The organism is Streptomyces sp. NPDC048420 (genome assembly GCF_040651535.1).
GTDB lineage: Bacteria > Actinomycetota > Actinomycetes > Streptomycetales > Streptomycetaceae > Streptomyces.
Genome location: NZ_JBEZKG010000003.1, coordinates 336,806 through 355,333, shown reverse-complemented (window position 1 = coordinate 355,333; position 18,528 = coordinate 336,806). Strand labels below are relative to the sequence as shown.

The following is an 18,528-nucleotide window of genomic DNA, read 5'->3' as shown; positions in this document are numbered from 1 at the left end:
CGGGCGGGAGAGCACTACGGGGCGGCGGTGGCCTTCACCGGCTCCGGCTCCGTGACCCGCACGGGTTCCGTGCCGACCGCGCTGTGCCGCTCGGCCCAGTTCTCCAGGGCCGTTTTGCAGGCGTGGTCCAGGTGGTGCAGACCGGAGAGGTCCAGCTCCACGGGACGGTCCTGGGGCAGCGACTCCAGGCTGTCGAGGATCTTCGGCAGCCTGAGGAAGGTCGCGTTGCCCGACAGGTGGGCCTGGATCGGGCCCGCGCCCTTGTCGACGATCTCCAGCTTGAGGTGCGAGGCCTCCCACGCGGTCTTGACGACCGACAGGGCCAGACCGATCAGCACGCCCTCGAACATGTTCACCGCGACGATCGAGACGGCCGTGGCCACCAGGATCAGCGCCTCACCGCGGTGTCCGCGCCACAGCGACACGATCTCCTTGAAGGGGATCAGCTTGAATCCGGCGTGGACCAGGATGCCGGCGAGCGCGGGCAGCGGGATCAGTGCCAGCGTCGAGGGCAGCAGGGCCGCGAACAGCAGCAGCCACACGCCGTGCATGACCCGGGACGCCTTGGTCTTCGCGCCCGCCTGGACGTTGGCGGAGCTGCGCACGATGACCGCCGTCATGGGCAGGGCGCCGAGCGCGCCGCACACCGTGTTGCCCACGCCCTGGGCCATGAGCTCCTTGTCGTACTCGGTGCGTGGACCGTCGTGCAGCCGGTCCACGGCCGCGGCGCTGAACAGGCTCTCGGCGGAGGCGATCAGGGTGAAGGCGATGATCGTGCCGAAGATGGCGGGGTTGGCCAGTTCGCCGAAGGCGTCCATGCCGGGCGGCTGGATGGAGGCCAGCAGGCCGTTCACCTCGACGGTGGCGATCGACAGACCGAAGACCTGGGTGACCAGGGTGGCCAGCAGGACCGCGGCGAGTGCGCCGGGCACCGTCTGCGCCTTCTTGGGCAGCTTCTTCCACAGCACGAGCACCGCGATGGTGCCCGCGCCGACGGCGAGCGAGGCGAGCGCCGTGGTGCTGCCGAGCGCGTCGGCGGCGGCGCCGGGCAGGCCGAGGATCTTGTCGAGTCCGGAGGCGGGGGCCTTCAGGCCGGCCGCCGAGTAGAGCTGGCCCGCGATGATCACTAGACCGATACCGGCCAGCATGCCCTCGACGACCGAGACGGATATCGCGCGGAACCAGCGCCCCAGTTTCAGGGCGCCCATGACGAGCTGGATCAGTCCGGAGACCAGCACGATGACACCGAGCGCGGGCAGCCCGAACTCGTTCACCGCTTCGAAGACGAGGACGGTCAGACCGGCCGCGGGGCCGGAGACCTGGAGGCTGCTGCCTCGCATCAGGCCGGTGACGATGCCGCCGACTATGCCGGTGACGAGGCCGAGTTCGGCCGGGACACCGGAGGCGACGGCCACGCCCACGCAGAGCGGGAGCGCGACCAGGAAGACGACCAGGGAGGCGGCGAAGTCCTGCCGCAGGTGAGGGTATTTGGTCATCATGCCGATCACAGACCCTCGAACGCGTCGGTCTCGGTGCGGTGGACGCGCACCGCGCCCGTGTGCACCTCGTAGTACCAGGCGTGCAGGGTCAGTTGCTCTTCCGCCAGCTTCTTGTCGATGAACGGGTACGACCGCAGGCGCAGCACCTGGGCGAGGACATGGCTCTGCACGCCCTCGGCCACTTCCGGGTCCTCGACCGCGCCGACCGGGCGCGGGGTGGCGTGATTGAGCCAGTCACGGACGGCCGGGACGGCGTCCAGGTCGTCGCCGCGCACGAGGGCGCCGACGGCGCCGCAGTGGGAGTGCCCGCAGACCACGATGTCGCGGACGCCCAGCACCTCCACGGCGTACTCGATGGTGGCCGCCTCGCTGGTGGGGTGCTCGGAGGCGTAGGGGGGAACGATGTTGCCCGCGGTGCGCAGCTCGAAGAGCTCGCCCGGGCGGGCGCCCGTGATCAGGGCAGGGACGACCCTGGAATCCGAGCAGGTGATGAACAGAACCTGGGGGGACTGGCCTTGGGCCAGCGGGGCGAACTCCTCAGGGCGCTGTCCGAACGTACGGGCGTTGTCGATGAGGGGCTGCATGTGGTGACTCCTCCTGGCGCGCCGTGGGGGCGCGTCGGGTTACCAGGCGCGCCGAAGGGCGCGTCGGCTTACATGACAGGTGGGGGAACAGAGGTGGGGCACTGCTCTGCTGTCAGCAGCGGAAAACCTGAAGTGCCGCCGGAGCATGGGCTGTCGAGGGTCTCGACAGGGGGAACTCGCCTGATGCGACCCGCTCGGGCGCGGCCGCCTGCTCCTGAGCAGGCAGTGAGCGCTCGGGCCCCTCGGGGGCGAAGTCGACGGCGCGGTGCCGGTCGCGGGTGCGCAGGGGACCGGTCGGGTCCCCGGCGTGGTTGCAGTGACGTTTGCCGGAGGCTTCGGCGCGTGACGCCTTGCCGGAGATCTTGGTTCCGGCCTGAGCTTTGGCCTCAGCCTGACGTCCTGTGTGCGCGGTTGCGAATCCCTCGGACGGTGCGAAGAACGGGAGCGCCAGAAGAACGGCGGCGAGGACCGCTACTACGGTCCGTACCGTCGCACCTCGGAACATGCGCCCCCCTCTCGGCAGTTCACACTTCTAGTCCAGACCAACCGTTGGTCAACGGTCGGTCAAGAAACACCTTAACTCGGCAAAGTTGTTTGCAGGGTTAACTTAACGTTTCCGGCTGAAGAGAGGCTGAAGCGCGCCGGGTCGCTGACGCGAACTGGCCCTTGACGTGCGAGGTTTCGCTGTGATTAAGCGACGAGACCCTTGGCGTCGCGCGCCAGGGCGGTCAGTCGGGATATCGCGCGGAAGTACTTCTTGCGGTAACCGCCGTTCAGCATCTCCTCGCTGAACAGCCGGTCGAAGGGCAGTCCGGACGCCAGGACCGGGACCTCGCGGTCGTAGAGGCGGTCCGCGAGCACCACGAGACGCAGTGCCGTGGACTGGTCGGGCACCGGCTGGACGTCCGTGAGGCACACCGCCTTCAGGCCGTCGGTCAGGGCGCCGTACCGGCTGGGGTGGACCTTGGCGAGGTGCACGAGCAGCTGCGGGAAGGTGTCGAGCGAGGCGCCCTCGGTGGCGTGCGCCGCCCTGGTGACCTCCTCGTCGGCGAACGGCGCCGGTGCCTCGGGCAGCCCGCGGTGGCGGTAGTCCTCGCCGTCGATGCGCAGGGGGCGGAAGCGCGCCGCGAGGCCCTGGATCTCGCGCAGGAAGTCGGCGGCGGCGAACCGGCCCTCGCCGAGCTTGCCCGGCAGGGTGTTGGAGGTGGCGGCGAGCGCCACACCCGCGTCGACCAGCTTGCCGAGCAGGGTGGAGACCAGCACGGTGTCGCCCGGGTCGTCCAGCTCGAACTCGTCGATGCACAGGAGGCGGTGGCCGGAGAGCGTCTGGACCGTCTTCTGGAAGCCCAGGGCGCCGACCAGGTTGGTCAGCTCGACGAAGGTGCCGAAGGCCTTGAGGGAGGGCTCGGCGGGGGTGGCGTGCCAGAGGGAGGCCAGCAGGTGGGTCTTGCCGACGCCGTAGCCGCCGTCGAGGTAGACGCCTCGGGGGCCGGCGGGGGCCTTCTCGCGGGGCTTTCCGAAGCCGAAGAAGCCGCGCTTGCCGCCGCCGGCCGCGTGGGCCCCGCCGAGTCCCGCCGCGAAGCCTTCCAGGATCCGTACGGCCTCGGTCTGGCTGGGCTGGTTCGGGTCCGGGATGTACGTGTCGAAGCGCACCGAGTCGAACCGCGGCGGCGGCACCATCTCGGCGACCAGCCGGTCCGCGGGGACGTGCGGCTCACGGGCGCACAGGGACAGCGGGGCGGAGTCGGCTATCGGGCCGAACCCGGACGCGGCGGGGGAAGTAGACACGGTTCACCATGCTAAGGGCCGTGCCACACTGCACGACATGCGACGCCTGTTCCCTGTGACCGACGAGACAGTGGCCCGGACCTCGGAGGAGGCGGGTGGTGCGGCTCCCGGGGCCGGTGCGGTCTCCGGGGCCGACGTGACTCCCAGGGGTGGCCGGATCACTGGTGCCGGCGGGCTTGATGGAGCGGCCGGGGTCGGTGAGGCCTTCGGTGCGGGCGAGGGCTTCCGTGCGGGCGGGGGCTCCCGTGCTGGCGGGGGCTCTGGTGCGGCTGAGGGCTCCCGTGCTGGCGGGGGCTCTGGTGCGGCTGAGGGCTCCCGTGCTGGCGGGGGCTCTGGTTCGGCTGAGGGCTCCCGTCCCGGCGAGGGCTCTGGTGCGGCCGAAGGCTCCCGTCCCGGCGAGGGCCCCCGTCCCGGTGAGGGCCCCCGTCCCGGCGAGGGGTCCGGTGCCGGTGATCGTGAATGGAGCCTCGCCGAGCTGGCTGCCGCCTACGTCTACCCCGAGCTGGGGCCCGGCTCCGGCCCCGGTGCTCCGGAGGTGTGGCTGCGCGCCAACATGGTCTCCACCCTCGACGGGGCCGCCCAGCATGACGGTCGTTCGCAGCCCATCTCCACCGCGACGGACATGCGGATCTTCGGGACGCTGCGGGCGCTGGCGGACGTGGTGATCGCCGGTGCGGAAACGGTCCGCCAGGAGGGCTACCGGCCCGCACGCGTGCGTGACGAGTTCGCGGGGATGCGGGAGGCCGCCGGACAGGGCCCGGTCCCGGCGATCGCGGTGATCACCGCCAGCCTGGACCTGGACTTCTCGCTCCCGCTGTACACCTCGCCCCTGGTGCCCACGCTGATCCTCACGGGCGCGGCGGCGGCCCCGGACCGGATCGCCGCGGCCGAGAAGGCGGGGGCCCAGGTGGTGATCGCGGGTGACGGCGTCGGCGTGGACCCCGTGCGGGCCGTACGGGAGCTGGCCGCCCTCGGACACACCCGGCTGCTGACCGAGGGCGGCCCCCGGCTGCTCGGGCAGCTGGTGGCGGCCGGGGTGCTCGACGAGCTCTGTCTGACCCTGTCCCCGATGCTCACCGCGGGGGACGCGCAGCGGATCGCCGGGGGACCGTCGGTCGCGGTTCCGGCGCGGTTCGTACTGGACTCGCTGCTGGAGGAGGACGGGTTCCTCTTCAGCAGGTACCGCAGGGCGTGACCGCTCGGACGGGGGTTCGATCGGTACCGCTGACGCCGACATCGGTGGAATCTGTCGTTCCGGTTGGCTTCCGGCGGGCACACTGAATCCGGCAGTACCCGTGCGATCACGGGGCAGGATGGTTTCCGCAGAGCGCAGAGAAGGGGACGCCCGGTGTTCACAAGCGTTTTGATGATCGAGAAGGCCCTGACATCCGCTGACGTGGAGTTCGTCACCACCTTGCACGGGGACGAGTCAGTCGCGTTCCACGTGCTGCTCCAGCCACGCGGGGACCAGGCGGACCGGCTCCTGCGGGCCATCGACGACGTGGCGCTGGGCGAGCTGGACGAGGCCGTACGGGAGCGGGAGACACCCGAGGGCGAGGCCGCGAAGGGCATGGGGGAGCGGGCACTCGAGGTGTCCCTGCAGGCGCTCAGAGCCTCCGGAAGCGAGGCCGAGGGGCGGCTCATCGAGGACCACCCGCTGGACGCTCTGAAGGCCCTGGTCGAGGAGATCGGCGCCGACGAGGTGATCGTGCTGACCGACCCCCACTACGTGGAGGAGTTCTTCCACCGGGACTGGGCCTCCCGCGCACGTCACAAGGTGGGCGTACCGGTGCTGAAGCTGTTCTCGCACAGCAAGGCATAGGCTGAGCCCCGCATCCGTACCGCACCACTCTGGGGAGACACACGCATGGCACCCGGCCTTCCTACCGCCATGGACCGACCGCACTTCATCGGGATCGGTGGGGCCGGGATGTCGGGGATCGCCAAGATCCTCGCCCAGCGCGGAGCGAAGGTGGCCGGCAGCGACGCCAAGGAGTCGGCGACCGCCGAAGCCCTGCGCGCGCTCGGCGTGACCGTGCACATCGGCCATGCGGCGGAGCACCTGGCGTCCGACGCCACCTGCGTCGTGGTGTCCTCGGCGATCCGGGCCGACAACCCCGAGCTGGCCCGCGCGGCCGAACTCGGCATCCCGGTCGTGCACCGGTCCGACGCCCTCGCCTCGCTGATGGACGGCCTCAGGCCGATCGCGGTCGCGGGGACGCACGGCAAGACCACCACGACCTCGATGCTGGCGGTCTCCCTGTCCGAACTGCGCCTCAAGCCGTCGTACGCGATCGGCGGCGACCTGGACGCACCCGGCTCGAACGCCCTGCACGGCGAGGGCGAGATCTTCGTCGCCGAGGCGGACGAATCGGACCGCAGCTTCCACAAGTACGCCCCCGAGGTCGCGATCGTCCTCAACGTCGAGCTCGACCACCACGCCAACTACGCCTCGATGAACGAGATCTACGAGTCCTTCGAGACGTTCGTCGGCCGGGTCACCGAGGGGGGCACGCTGGTGGTCAACGCGGACCACGAGGGCGCCCGGGAGCTGACCCGGCGCGTCACGCCGAGTGGCGTGCGCGTGGTGACGTACGGCGACGCCGAGGACGCGGACGTGCGGGTGCTGTCGGTCGTCCCGCAGGGCCTGAAGAGCGAGGTGACCGTGGTGCTGGAGGGCGCGGAGCTCACCTTCACGGTCTCCGTCCCCGGCCGTCACTACGCGCACAACGCGGTGGCCGCGCTGGCCGCCGGAGTGGCCCTCGGGGTCCCCGCCGCCGAGCTGGCGCCGGCCCTGGCCGCGTACACCGGCGTCAAGCGGCGCCTCCAGCTGAAGGGCGAGGCGGCCGGGGTCCAGGTCATCGACTCCTACGCCCACCACCCCACCGAGATGACGGCCGACCTGGAGGCCATGCGCGCGGCGGCCGGCGACGCCCGCATCCTCGTCGTCTTCCAGCCCCATCTGTTCTCGCGCACGCAGGAACTCGGCAAGGAGATGGGCGACGCGTTGGCGCTCGCGGACGCCTCGGTCGTCCTGGACATCTACCCGGCCCGCGAGGACCCGATCCCCGGGGTGACGAGCGAGCTGATCATCGAGGCGGCACGGGCCGCGGGCGCGGACGTGACGCCGGTCCACGACAAGGCGGACGTGCCGGCGGTGGTCGCGGGAATGGCGAAGGCCGGTGATCTCGTTCTCACCATGGGTGCGGGCGATGTCACCGACCTCGGCCCGCTGATCCTGGACCGTCTCGCGAAGTAAGGGGCTGACAGTCATGTCGTACGACGTCGACAAGCCGGACGAGCAGTGGCGTGCGGAGCTGAGCCCGGCCGAGTACGCCGTACTCCGCCAGGCCGGAACCGAGCCCGCCTTCACCGGTGAGTACACCGACACCAAGACCGAGGGCGTGTACTCCTGTCGCGCCTGCGGTGCCGAACTCTTCACCTCCACCACGAAGTTCGAGTCGCACTGCGGCTGGCCGTCCTTCTACGACCCGAAGGACACCGACGCGGTCGAGCTGATCGAGGACCGGTCCCACGGGATGGTCCGCACCGAGGTGCGGTGCGCTCGGTGCGGCTCGCATCTCGGGCACGTGTTCGCGGGCGAGGGGTACCCGACCCCCACCGACCAGCGGTACTGCATCAACAGCATCTCGTTGCGGTTGACGCCGGACGAGAGCTGATCCGGCCGCGCACCCGAATCGTCCCAGGTGACGGCCTTGACCACGACCTCGGGTATGGGTTCCGCCTTTCGACGTGAATGCCCGCCGTAGTACTTGAGGTTGGCCGTGTACTGCGTGACGCCGTGAGTGAGTTCGTGGCCGATCACCTCAATGGGCAGGGTGAAGTCGGTTGACCGTGGCGAACGTACTGCTACCCGTCGCACCCTTCCACGGGGACCGCCATTGCCAGCCGTAGCCGGGGTAGGGCGTGCTCCGCGCGGTCAGACGATCCCGACCTCGATGTTCAGGCCTCCCACGAATGTTCTGGTCACCTGGCGGATCTGGACCAAACCGCCGCCGGGTTTGGCGTGGTTGGAGGAGACGACCGCCGAGTCGGCGATCGCCAGGGCGGCGGTTCGCAGAGGGGCCGCCGCGCTGGGCGCCGGTGGCAGGACGGCTCCGTCGGTGAACTCGTTGCCGGACAGCGTGATGTGGCGGGCCAGGGTGATGCTGTCCCGGTTCTCGAAGACGTTGTCCACGACGTGGAGGGTGTCGTACACGGTCGTCAGCGCGATCTGGTTGGTGATCCTGGTGCGCAGGGCGCTGATCATTCCTTCGGAGACCGTCAGCCGGTGCAGGTGGTTCTCCCGCACATGGACGCTTCCGCCGTGGGCGGTCAGCAGCGTTCCGCCCTTCACCCAGCCCCCGAGCTCGGCGAGTTCCCCGCTCGTGAGCTCCTCCCGGGAGCGCACACCGTAAAGGCTGAGGTCGCCGGCGATGTCGTTGCGGGCGACGACCACCTCGGCCTCACGGGTGAACGCGGGCTGCTCGATGGCGTCCTGGAACCCGTCCCGCGGACCGATCTCCAGGGCGACGCCCGCCTCGAACCCGCCGAGCGCCGCCGGGAGCAGTTCCAGCGCGGCCAGCAGAGCCGGTGCGGTGACGACGTCGTGGGCGAGGAGCCGGCCGAGGTGGTCCAGTCGCCGTTCCAGGAGCCAGGGCAGCCGTCGCCGTCCGTCGGCGGCCAGCCGGCGCAGCGCACCGCCGAGCTCGGCCCGGCGGTCCGCGGGGATCGCCTCCAGCTCCTCGGCGAGCGCGCGCACCGCGTCCGCGAACCTCTCGTGGTCCTCCAGCCAGGGGCGGTCCAGCGGCTTGAGGTCCTCCAGCAGACCGGACAGCCGGCCCAGTGCCTTCAGGGCCGGCGGCACCAGGCGACAGCCGATGACCGACACCCGCTGCGCGTCGTGGATCCGCACCTGTGCCCGCTCGTCGACGACGCCGGTGACATGGACGTTCTCCAGCCGTACCTCGAGTGTGTCCCACGTCGTCAGTCCGCCGCCGCGGGGCAGCCAGAGGTCGAGGTCGAGGAGCCGGACCGAGGCCCAGCCGGCGAGTTCCCACGCCTCCCGGAGAAAGACCCGGGTGCCGCGGCCGCAGCCGCGCAGCGAGAGGTGGAACGGGCGGCGCCGCACCCCGGCGTCGAGAGTGCCGCCCCTGACGAAGTGATCGCCCGGCGCCAGACACAGGCACAGGACGAGCTCGCCCCGGTCCATGAGGGTGGAGACGGCCTCGTCCACCGTCGGGAAGTCCCCGGCGGGGCCCACGGAGACACAGCAGTCCTCCCGGCCGAGCCGGGCGTTGAAGGCCACCACCTGATGGGCGATCTCCGTGCCGCCGCGATCGAGCAGACGCGCCTCCACCGTCTGTGCCGGGGTGGATCCGTCCGGTGTCCAGTCGGCCCGGGCGATGCCGTGGTCGTCGGTCGTGGCTTGCTGCGGCGACACCTGGCCCGTGCCCCGGGTCACCCGGAAGGCCACCTCGGCTCCCGGGACCGGGAAGGGGCCGTTGGCGACACGCGCCGTCAGCGGGGTCGGCAAAGTGAGGGGCGCCCCCGAGGAGGCCCGCCGGACCTCCTGCCCGTCTCCTCCGACGTACAGCAGATTCGTCAGGTCCGTCAGCGGAGGGACCAGGGGGCGGCAGTCGTGGGCGACCTCGGTCCGCCGCCTGGTGACGTCGACACGGGCGAGGGGGCAGTAGTGGTGCACGACCCCGGCGGGGGGCGCCTCCACCGGGTCGCCGTTGTCGTCGTGCGGCCACTCGATCGTGCCGGACTCCCGGTCGACCACGGCCGTCCGGGCCGGGAACTGCCAGTAGGCTCCGTTGACGTAGTCGCCCGCTGTGAACCTGATCCGGATGCCCTCCTCCAGATGGATCCAGCCGGATCCGTCCTGGCCGAAGGTGACGGCACGGGCCGCGTCCCAGCGGCGCAGCTTCGGATGGCGGTCCGGGGCCACCCCGTCGGCCAGGTCGGCCAGCCGGACCGCCGGGGAACTGAGCGTGATGATGTTCAGGTCCTTGTCGATGGCCTCCACCTGCCTCAACTGCCGGGGCAGACCTTCGAGTTCGACGGTGTCGTCGGTGAGCTCGACCCACTGGCCGGGCGCGAAGCCGAGCACGCTGTCGGGCCCGAGGTCGGTGACCGTCACCTGAGTGCCGTCGACCCGGGTCACGCCGGTCACCACCGACCCGTTCTCACGGGAGACCACCACCGCGGCCCGGGCCTTGCGCACGGTGGGCGCGTCGGCGGGCCCGATGTGCGGTACCCGCCCCGTGAGCGTGACGGTCGCCCGGTCGACCTCCACGACCTGGGCGAACGTGGCGTCGAACGGGTTGCTGCCCGGCCCGGTCGCCACCAGCTCGACGACATCGCCCGCGGCGAGCGTGGCCGCATCCGCCGCGGACAGCTCGACCCTGTCGTCCGTGCCCTCCGGAAAGGCGACCACAGGCAGCAGCGGGGCGGGGCCGAGGTCGAGGGCCGGGCCGGTCACGAGCACCTCCACCCGGTAGAGCTGGTTCTCCAGACCGGTGTAGCCGGCGAGCGGCGGCAGGAGACAGGGACTGGTCGGCGCGGCCTCCGGATCGGCCTGCGCCGCCATCCGCCCGGTGGTCCCTTGGGGAAGGGGCAGCCCGTCCTCGCAGGTCCAGCCGGGCTTCACCGGGACCTGCCTGACCTGCCACACCGTGCGTTCCCGCGCCGATGCCGTCGGCCCACCGAGCGCGACCTCGCGGATCGACGGATCGTCCAGCGCGGTCACGAGGCGCCGCCACACATCGAGATAGAGGGCGTACGAGCCCGGCGCGGGCGGCCAGTCGATGTGCTCGGTGTGCCGGTCGGGCTGGGCGTCGTAAGCGACGTCCTCCTCGTTGACGACGAGGACGCCGTGGGCGTAATAGCGTCCGGCCGACAGCCGCAGACCCACCCCGTCCGGGCTGGTCACCGCAAACCCGGCCGCACCCACCGGCGCCCCGCACAGGCCCGCGAGATCGGCCACGGCCGTCTCGTGGGCGCCGGAGAGGATCCGGTGCTCCTCGTCGAAGTCCGCGTCGGTGAGCACCCGGCCCTGCTCGTGCAGCACCGCGCTGTAGTGCTTGTGCGGTTGGTGCGTGCGCCGGCTGAAGTCGCCCTTCATACCCGTCCTCTCAGGTTGCGTACACAAGGCCCACTTCGAGGCCGAAACGGAGGTAGTCGTCGAGGCGTGCCCGCAGGTAGGCCTCGCGCAGCGGCTGGCGCAGATGGTGGTAGACACCGAGTTCCGACCTGTCGTCGGCGCCCCGCCACACCGCGTCGGGGGTGCGCCGGTCGAGCCGGCAGTACGCGGGGTCGCCGTAGCGGGCCGACTCCAGCACGGGCCGCAGCCGCACGTCCTCGGGCACGCAGCGGTGGCGCCGCGGGGTGCGCGAGCCCGGGGGCACACTGCTGAAGCGCACACAGCCGCGCTGACGCCGGTCGGCGAGGACGGGCCGCCCGGCCCCGTCGTCGGCCAGGACGATCGAGTTGGAGAGCCGGTCCAGGATCCGTGCGTGGACCCGGCCGAGCACCGTGCACGCGTCGTACGCGACCCGCCCGCCACCCGTCGCCGCGCCGCCCGGCGCCGCATGGGCGACACCCGCCCCGCCCGCGTCCACGACACAGTCACGGAAGGCGGCCTCGGCGTCGACGTGGCAGCGGACGCCGCCGAGGATGCTGCGCTCGACGGCCACCGATGTCTCCCCGGTGTCCACATGCAGGCTGGGCTCGCCGGGCCGCACGGGAGCGCCCGCCGCGTCCAGGGCGATGCCGGGCACCAGGGTGCAGTGGCGTACGCCGAGACTGCCGTCGCCCGCGACGCGCACGGCGCCGCCCGCGAGGAGCAGCCCGTTCAGCACGACCGCACCGCCGCCGGAGACGGTGACGTCGAGGTCCGCCCGCAACTCGACCGTGGGCCGGAACCGGTCGGCGGCGCGCAGCTCCACGGTGACCGAGTGCGCGGTGAGGGAGAGCGCCTCGCTGTAGCGGGCGTTGTCCCGAATCTCGACGACCCCGCCCCCCGCCGGAAGCGCCGCCAGCGCGCCCGCGATCGTCGTGTGATCGGCACCGCCGCTCGCCCGTACGGACACCAGGGCCGGGGGGTCGGTGACGGCAAAGCTGCCGACGCGCTCGTACTCGCCGCCGCCGAGATCGGCGCCGAATCCCCGGTGGTACGACACGGTCGGCGCCTGCGCCTGCTTGTCGCCGAACGCCACGCGGCCCAGCGCGGGGTCCAGCCGCACCCGCCCGCCCGGGACGGGTGTGTGCGCCCACGGGCCGCCCGGCGCCACGTCGCTCAGGTCGCACACCTCGACCAGCTCGCGCACGACGCCGTGCACGTGGACGGAGAGACCGGCGCCGTAGCAGGACGCCAGGTCGGCGTCCATCGCCCAACGGGTCAGCGGCATGGGCAGGTTGACGGGCTCGGCCAAACGCGTGAGGTCGGACTCGGCGACAGGTTTGGTGAACAACTGGACGGGTGCGCCCAGCGGATCGAGCAGGAAGCGGTGCGGGTCGCCCGGCGCGGCGGGGCGGGCGGTGACGTCGGAGACAGGACAGGCCCGCAGCCGCCACAGGAACAGGCCCACGTTCGGGATGCCGTAGCGCCCGCCGCGCGTCGCGGCGCGCCGCATCTCAGGCAGGTGGACGAGATCCGCCGCTCGGCCCCGCTCGAACGCGTCGCCCAGCCACGCCAGTTGTGTGGCGGATCGCATGCCGACCGTGGAGTGGTTGCCCGGCCGTGCATGGTTGACGTGCTGGGTCGTCGCCAGCAGTTCGAAGAACTCGACGGCACGGGCGGGCCAGCCGGTGGTGTCGCGGGCGACCTGCTCCAGCACGGCCGCCGTCCCCTTGCGCGTGCGGTACGCGATCGTGTTGGCCACCTCGGCGCGCGAGGTAAGCCCTGCCGCCTCCCGGCCCGGCAGCCCGCGCAGACCGATCAGATCTGCCAGATACGGCAACACCCACGGTGCGGCCGTTTCCACGAAGAGATCGTCGTGGAGCTGATCGATCCCGTCGGCCACGATCGCCAACTGGTCGGTGAGCAGCCGGAGATACTCCCGAAGCGCACCGCCGGAGGCCGCGTCCCGCTCGCGGTAGAGGGCAGGCAGCAGCTCGTACAGGTGGTCGCGCGGGATGCTCACCAGCCCACCTCCAGATCCAGGCCGTCGCGCGCCAGAGTGAGGATCTCGGCCGGGGGTGCGTCCGGCGGCCCGCCCGGGAGCGGGGCGTAGGCGGGCAGCCGGGTGTGCAGCGCGACCGACTCGCCCCGCCGGTGGAGCCGGTCGACCCGGACTCCGTCCACCCCGGCCACGGAATGGACCACAGCGGTGAGCTCGCTGAGCGACACGTCCTGGCCGAAGTCCCGTGCGGGCAGCGAGAAGGCGGCCAGCAGCGCGTCCACCACGGCGGCGCGCACCCGCGGCGCGTCGTGGTCCGCGGCCACCCGCAGCACCGCCCGGACGGCGAAGGACGCCGTGTCGCAGCCGGCCACGACGAGGGGGACCCGGGGATTCCCCGCGGCCGACAGCGCCTGGCGCAGGGAGGTGAGGAGGTCCGGGGCGGGCCCGTTCAGGACGACGGTCACGGCGACACCCTTGCGCGCCCCGTCCCAGGTCCACGCCGCAGTGGCGTTGGTGACACCGGCGTAGGAGGCGGCGAAGTCGGCGTAGTCGCGCAGGGAGACCACCCGGCCCAGTGTGAGGACGCTGCGCGGGGCGTTGGTGCGCGCGTCGGCGGTGCTCTGCGGGTCCTGCCCGCCGGTGGCCGGCAGCGGGTTGGTGACGGAGCCCAGGCCGAGCGGGCGGACCATCGGGAGCGTGAGCTGCCCGGCCTGTACGTTGCCGTCGGCACCGATGCCCCAGCGGTAGGTGGCGATGACGTTGTCGACGCCGGTCGGCGTGGCCGCGCCGCTGCTCCCGTTGCCGAACTCGACCGTGGTCGAGCCGTTCTCGTCGCTCCGGGTCGTGTAGAGGCGATCGCGTGGTCCGGTGCCGTACAGGACCTGCGTCTCGTGCCAGGCGAGGCCGTTGACCCGCAGCCGGAGCGTCGAGGCGGCGCCGGTGACGGTCTGGGCGGGGACCCAGGTCAGCGGCTTGTGGCGCACGGTGAAGCGCTGGTACGGCCGTGCGGCGTCGGCGCTTCCCAGCACCTCGTCGGTGACGGTCTCGCCGTGGGTGGCGGTCGCGACGTTGCCGTAGAGCTCGATGGGCGTCGGACCCAGCACGTCGTAGACGTGGGTGAGTGGTGTGCGCAAGGTGAGGGCGGACAGCGGCGTCGGCGAGGCCGTCACCGTGACGACCTCGCCGACGGTCTCGTCCTCGGGGCGCGCCGGCAGGTACTCCACGGCTTCGCGCCGGGCGAGTTGGACGTGGTCGATGCCGTCGTCGGTGCGGACCGTCCACCTCAGGAGGCCCGGCAGTTCGGCGACGGGGTGCACCGACAGGACGGTGGCCTCGACGTGGCGTGGTGTCGGGCGGGGCCGGTGGCGGCCGAACGGCCTGGGGCGCACGGCCGGGGTGATCTGCAGCCGTGCGCGGGCGCGTTTGCCGCGGACCAGGACCTGACGGTCGGCGGGCTGCGGCGGCAGCGGTTCCGCCAGCGGGACGGTCCGGCCGGTCAGCGGCTCGGTCAACGGGACGTTCGCGAGCGGGAGTTCACTGCTCTGGAACTCGACGACCGTCCGCCGGGTGGCTGGGCCCCCGTGCTGGTTCAGTGCCCCCTGGAGGAGTTGGACGCCGAGGACGGTGACACGGCCGCTCACGCCGTAGTCGGCGGCCGAGGTGACCGACACCGCGTCCACCCGGGCGAGGGCGACGGCGGTGTCCGACGTCAGCACGGCCCAACTGGCCGGGACGGTCCCCTCATACAGTGCGTCGAGCTTGATGCCGGCCGGTGTGAGCGCCGCGAACTTCCAGTCGATCCGGGGCTCTGCGACCAGGTCGAGCCCCGACCTGACGGACGGGTCGAACAGCCGTGGGTCCGGCGCGTTGAAGCCGAACAGGGCCGCCTGCCGGGCCAGTACATGAACGGTCACCTCGTCCCCGGCCACCAGGGCGAGCCCGGCCAGCGGCGGAGTGAAGACGACCGCCGTCCGTCCCGCGGCAGAGTCCGGCGTCACGTCGACCACGTGGGCCCTCGTCCACCGCAGGGCCGCTGACCACGGCCGTCGTCCGGCCACGAACAGCAGTGCGTCCCCGGCCCTGAGCCCGGTGGCCGTCCCGTCGAGCAGCACGGTCGAGTCGCCGGTGCGGGGCGGGCGCGGCCCCGTCGCCTTCCACCGCGGCCGGTTCCACGCCCCGACCGCCGTCACGTCCTCGGTGGTCTCGAACGTCTGCGGCCTCTCGCCGGGCCCCGGCAGCGACTGCACGCGGGTACCGGTCGGCAGCGCCGTCGCTGCCGGGGCTCCCGGCGCGGTCTCCAGGAAGAACGCCAGCCAGGTGCGGGCGGCCACTCCGGGCGCGAGACGGTAACCGATGAGCGCGGTGAGGTCGTTGACGGAACGGCGCTCCGTCGCCGTACGCAGATAGTGCTCGTTGGCGATCCGCTCCGTGTAGAAGGTGAGCACGTCGGCCACCGCCGCCCAGGCGTCGATGAGCGCGATCGCCGGATCGTCGTCCGCGCGCGTACGCAGCGCGGCGAGCGCAGACGACCCCGTCAGTTTCGCGTGCATGCTCGCCCGGAACGCCGCCCAGGTTCCGGTGCGGTAGGCGACGGCGGGCAGCCCGGGCCGGTTGACGATCTCGATCGGAGTCCGCGCGGTCGGGCCCAGACAGCACGCGCAGCGGCAGGCGGCCACGCTCATCGGCCTCCCTCCAGCTCCAGGGTCAGGGTTCCGCGGTCGGGGAAGTCGGGGTCGTTGTCGAGGCGGGCGATCTCCAGGTGTCCCATGGGGAGTTCGGCTACGGGAACCGTCGCCCGCCGGGCGGTGGCACGGCGCCGGAAGGTGACGGGTTCGACGAAGACGACGCCCGCGACCTCGTGCGCGGCGGCCAGCAGCGCGCTCAGGACGACGGGAGCGCCGAAGGTGAGGTTGTCGGGGTGGAAGAACGCCCTGCGCCCGTCGGCCAGTCGGCCCGGGCCGAGCCGTTCCAGCAGGGCAGCGGCCACGTCCGAGCGGTGGTAGTCCGGGCCCACGCAGACCCGCAGGACGACGTCCAGGGCGGCGAAGTACGGCCCGTCGATCCGCAGGTCGTCCCCTGCCATGCGGTACTTCTCCAGGAACTCCCGCAGTCCGGCGGCGAATCGGGCGTCCACCGGCCGCCCGCCGGACCGGTCCACGGCGAGGAAGACGGTGTACCAGGAGCCCGTGTAGCGGGCGACCGCCACGGCGCGCTGCACTTCAGGGTGGCGTGCCGCCATGCGGGCGTAGTCCTCGGCGGTCACCGCCCGTTCGGGGACGAGGAACGCGGCGGGAGCGTCCTGCCGTATCCGGGCAAGGTTGTCGGCGTCGGTGCCGCCGTGGCCCGGCAGGGGGTTGGTGGCCCCGGTGATGCCCGGCAGGGCGGTGACGATGTGGGCCAGGGTGTCGCCGCCGATGTTCCCCGCCCGGCCGTTGCCCTGCCGCCAGATCAGGTCGAAGACCGTGCCGGCGTGCGGGCGCATGCCGTGCCCCTCCGTTCCGAAGCGGCAGACGGCCGTGCCGTCGGACTCGACCTCGACGACGAAATCGCGGGCGAACGCGTCGCTGCCCAGCAGGTCGGGCACCGGCCTCCAGGCATGACCCGCACCGTCCTTCAGCCGTACGGCGGGCAGCACATGGCGGCGCTCCCAGGCCGGCGCGGATGCCGCCGGGGCGCCCGGGTCGAACCGGGCCATGTCCCCGGGGCGGCCGCCGGGCAGGACCCGGCCGAGCGTGCTGACCATGGTGACGTCCGGCTCGGGCACGGGCAGGGTGAAGCGGGCGGGCCGGAGGCCGGCCCGTCCGGGAGAGCAACGGCGGTCGGCGCCGGGCAGCGCCAGTCGGGAATCGGGATCGGGGACCGTCGCGATGCGCTGTGCCGTCCGAGTGCGTCCGTGGTCGGCGAGCACGATGTTCCCCCACACCACGCCGATGTCCCGGATCACCCGGTCCGCAGTCCGCGCCGACAGACACAGATCGAACGGCAGCGCGTCCTCGTCGGCCCACGTCAGCTCAGTGACGTCCATCCCACCCAGCGGGTCGGTACCGGGGGTGGCCGCAGTCAGTCGTACGGCGTGCCGGTGCGCGGGGTCGGCGCCGGCCGGCGTGCCGGTGCGCGCGTCGACGCGTTCGCCAAGGACGACGACATCATCGGGATCGAGCGGCGGACGGCCGAGCACGGTCGCCGACGTCGCCCCCGCGGGCAGGCAGCACTCGTCGTCGCCCCAGGTGTACAGCGGCAGTTCGGCGCGGCCCACGGCCACGACCGCGTCGTGCATCGTCTCGAAGACGACCGGCCCTTCCGACAGCGCCTGGTGATACGCGGCGGAGCCGGGCTCCACGACCGGGCCGAGCCAGGGGAGCCGGGTGAGCAGCTGAGTGCCCGCCGGGACGGTCGTGTCAGGGGCGCCGGGTGTGGTGAGGATACGGACCCAGGTGCGGGCGTTGCTGCCGTCGTGCGGACGATGGGCGACGAGACGGGCGTGGCGACGGGCGGAGATCCGCGAGCGAGCGGTGGCCAGGGTCGACTCCATGCCGATCGCGTCCAGGCGGTAGCTCTGGTGGTCGGCGCTGTAGGCCAGTGCCTCCACCAGCACGACCGCGAGGTCCGCGGCGTGGCGCTCGCGCAGCTCCGGGGCCAGCACGGCGAGCCGGTCGAGCATCAGCCGGCGGAAACCGGCGTAGTCCCGGGTCAGATAGTCGATGTCGGGCGGCTGGAGCGGGAGTGCCTCGGGGCCGTGGCTCGGGCAGCGGTGGTCGCAGTCGAAGTCCGAGGGGCAGTCCGCCTTGAAGGAGAAGCCGATCTCGCTGAGCCGCTCGTCCAGATCGGGCAGGGGCGCTCCCGACCGTGTCCGCAGCCGCAGGGTGTAGACGGAGTGGTCGCCGGGGCGTCCGACCCGCACGGTGAGGACTTCGTTCGCCCACGCGACGCTCTCCACGGGCACCTGGGGGATCCGTACTCCGCCCGTGACGGCGACACAGTCCGAGGTGAGTGCCGACACGAGCGCCGGAGCGGGCGCGCGGAGGAAGTGGACGTCCAGCAACCGCTGCCGGTCGGCCGCCGGTACCCCGGGGCCGTCGTGTACCTCCAGGTAGTCGATGCCGTTGGACACGCCGTCGCGCCGGATGGCTTCGCGGCGGTCGTCACGGCAGCAGTCGAGGTCCGTCATGGCGCCACCGGCCCGCGGAAGGCGGCGCTCGTCCGCTCGCCGGTCGCCCGGACCACGTATCCGACCCGCACCGCGAGCGTCGACTCGACCGCCTCGACGGTCACCGTCTCCACCTGGATCAGCTCACCGAGCCACCGGTGCAGGGCCGCCTCCACGCGGGCCCGCACCGCCGAGGCCAGCGCCTCGCTGTGGGGCTCGAAGACAAGGCCGAGCAACCCCGATCCGAAGTCAGGCCGGTTGACCCGCTCGCCCGGCGCGGTGAACAGCACCTGCTCCACCAGGGCGCGCAGGTGGTCCTCGGCGCCGGTGGTGGCGGTACGGCCGTCGCCGCCGATGCCGAAGGGATGATCCAGGTACGTCAT

At 72.3% G+C, this 18,528-nt stretch carries 12 protein-coding genes; 4 read left to right on the top strand and 8 right to left on the bottom strand.

From position 1 onward, the window contains the following. Window positions 1-14: 14 nt before the first annotated feature. The 3 genes from AB0D34_RS06555 to zapE all read right to left on the bottom strand — a co-directional run bounded on the left by AB0D34_RS06555 (window position 15) and on the right by zapE (window position 3,871). Window positions 15-1,499 (bottom strand): SulP family inorganic anion transporter, encoded by a 1,485-nt coding sequence (locus tag AB0D34_RS06555; RefSeq protein WP_362657408.1) that lies wholly within the window; start codon window positions 1,497-1,499, stop codon window positions 15-17. Between the two features lie 5 nt (window positions 1,500-1,504). Continuing rightward, window positions 1,505-2,083 carry a carbonic anhydrase gene (locus AB0D34_RS06550; protein WP_362657405.1) on the bottom strand — a complete coding sequence of 193 codons (579 nt, stop codon included), beginning with the start codon at window positions 2,081-2,083 and terminating at the stop codon, window positions 1,505-1,507. A gap of 690 nt (window positions 2,084-2,773) precedes the next feature. Beyond that, window positions 2,774-3,871, bottom strand: a complete 1,098-nt coding sequence (gene zapE / locus AB0D34_RS06545) for a cell division protein ZapE (RefSeq protein ID WP_362657403.1) — start codon at window positions 3,869-3,871, stop codon at window positions 2,774-2,776. A gap of 475 nt (window positions 3,872-4,346) precedes the next feature. Between zapE and AB0D34_RS06540 the strand changes: the two genes are divergently transcribed. The 4 genes from AB0D34_RS06540 (at window position 4,347) to msrB (ending at window position 7,551) form a co-directional block, all read left to right on the top strand. Continuing rightward, entirely contained in the window at window positions 4,347-5,066 is a 720-nt protein-coding gene (locus AB0D34_RS06540; protein ID WP_362657837.1) for a pyrimidine reductase family protein, read from the top strand. Window positions 5,067-5,219: 153 nt separating this feature from the next. After that, window positions 5,220-5,693 carry an indole-3-glycerol phosphate synthase gene (locus AB0D34_RS06535; RefSeq protein WP_362657400.1) on the top strand — a complete coding sequence of 158 codons (474 nt, stop codon included), beginning with the start codon at window positions 5,220-5,222 and terminating at the stop codon, window positions 5,691-5,693. 45 nt (window positions 5,694-5,738) lie between these two features. Continuing rightward, window positions 5,739-7,130 (top strand): UDP-N-acetylmuramate--L-alanine ligase, encoded by a 1,392-nt coding sequence (gene murC / locus AB0D34_RS06530; protein WP_362657397.1) that lies wholly within the window; start codon window positions 5,739-5,741, stop codon window positions 7,128-7,130. A gap of 13 nt (window positions 7,131-7,143) precedes the next feature. Continuing rightward, window positions 7,144-7,551 (top strand): peptide-methionine (R)-S-oxide reductase MsrB, encoded by a 408-nt coding sequence (msrB, locus tag AB0D34_RS06525; protein WP_362657395.1) that lies wholly within the window; start codon window positions 7,144-7,146, stop codon window positions 7,549-7,551. Between the two features lie 260 nt (window positions 7,552-7,811). Here the strand turns inward: msrB and AB0D34_RS06520 are convergent, their stop codons facing one another. Genes AB0D34_RS06520 through AB0D34_RS06500 form a run of 5 tightly spaced genes read right to left on the bottom strand, consistent with a single transcriptional unit; the run spans window position 7,812 to window position 18,528 of the window. Then, on the bottom strand, window positions 7,812-11,000 hold the full coding sequence (locus AB0D34_RS06520; RefSeq protein WP_362657392.1) for a DUF6519 domain-containing protein: 3,189 nt from the start codon (window positions 10,998-11,000) through the stop codon (window positions 7,812-7,814). Between the two features lie 10 nt (window positions 11,001-11,010). Continuing rightward, complete coding sequence (locus tag AB0D34_RS06515; RefSeq protein WP_362657389.1) at window positions 11,011-13,020, bottom strand: hypothetical protein; 2,010 nt, start codon at window positions 13,018-13,020, stop codon at window positions 11,011-11,013. Further along, a complete protein-coding gene (locus tag AB0D34_RS06510; RefSeq protein ID WP_362657386.1) occupies window positions 13,017-15,680 on the bottom strand; it encodes a putative baseplate assembly protein in 2,664 nt (887 codons plus the stop codon). Before AB0D34_RS06510 ends, AB0D34_RS06515 begins: the two co-directional genes overlap by 4 nt. Continuing rightward, window positions 15,677-18,166, bottom strand: coding sequence for a putative baseplate assembly protein (locus AB0D34_RS06505; protein ID WP_362657383.1), 2,490 nt, complete (start codon window positions 18,164-18,166; stop codon window positions 15,677-15,679). The genes AB0D34_RS06510 and AB0D34_RS06505 overlap by 4 nt, the downstream gene beginning before the upstream one ends. Further along, the gene (locus tag AB0D34_RS06500) at window positions 18,163-18,528 is read right to left on the bottom strand and encodes a GPW/gp25 family protein (RefSeq protein ID WP_362657380.1); all 366 of its coding nucleotides are present in this window, start codon (window positions 18,526-18,528) and stop codon (window positions 18,163-18,165) included. Before AB0D34_RS06500 ends, AB0D34_RS06505 begins: the two co-directional genes overlap by 4 nt.

Coding starts and splice junctions, on each gene's coding strand:
- AB0D34_RS06510 (WP_362657386.1), bottom strand. CDS start 15,680: ATGAGCGTGGCCGCCTGCCGCTGCGCGTGCTGTCTGGGCCCGACCGCG.
- AB0D34_RS06520 (WP_362657392.1), bottom strand. CDS start 11,000: ATGAAGGGCGACTTCAGCCGGCGCACGCACCAACCGCACAAGCACTAC.
- msrB (WP_362657395.1), top strand. CDS start 7,144: ATGTCGTACGACGTCGACAAGCCGGACGAGCAGTGGCGTGCGGAGCTG.
- AB0D34_RS06505 (WP_362657383.1), bottom strand. CDS start 18,166: ATGACGGACCTCGACTGCTGCCGTGACGACCGCCGCGAAGCCATCCGG.
- murC (WP_362657397.1), top strand. CDS start 5,739: ATGGCACCCGGCCTTCCTACCGCCATGGACCGACCGCACTTCATCGGG.
- AB0D34_RS06550 (WP_362657405.1), bottom strand. CDS start 2,083: ATGCAGCCCCTCATCGACAACGCCCGTACGTTCGGACAGCGCCCTGAG.
- AB0D34_RS06500 (WP_362657380.1), bottom strand. CDS start 18,528: ATGACGTACCTGGATCATCCCTTCGGCATCGGCGGCGACGGCCGTACC.
- AB0D34_RS06555 (WP_362657408.1), bottom strand. CDS start 1,499: ATGATGACCAAATACCCTCACCTGCGGCAGGACTTCGCCGCCTCCCTG.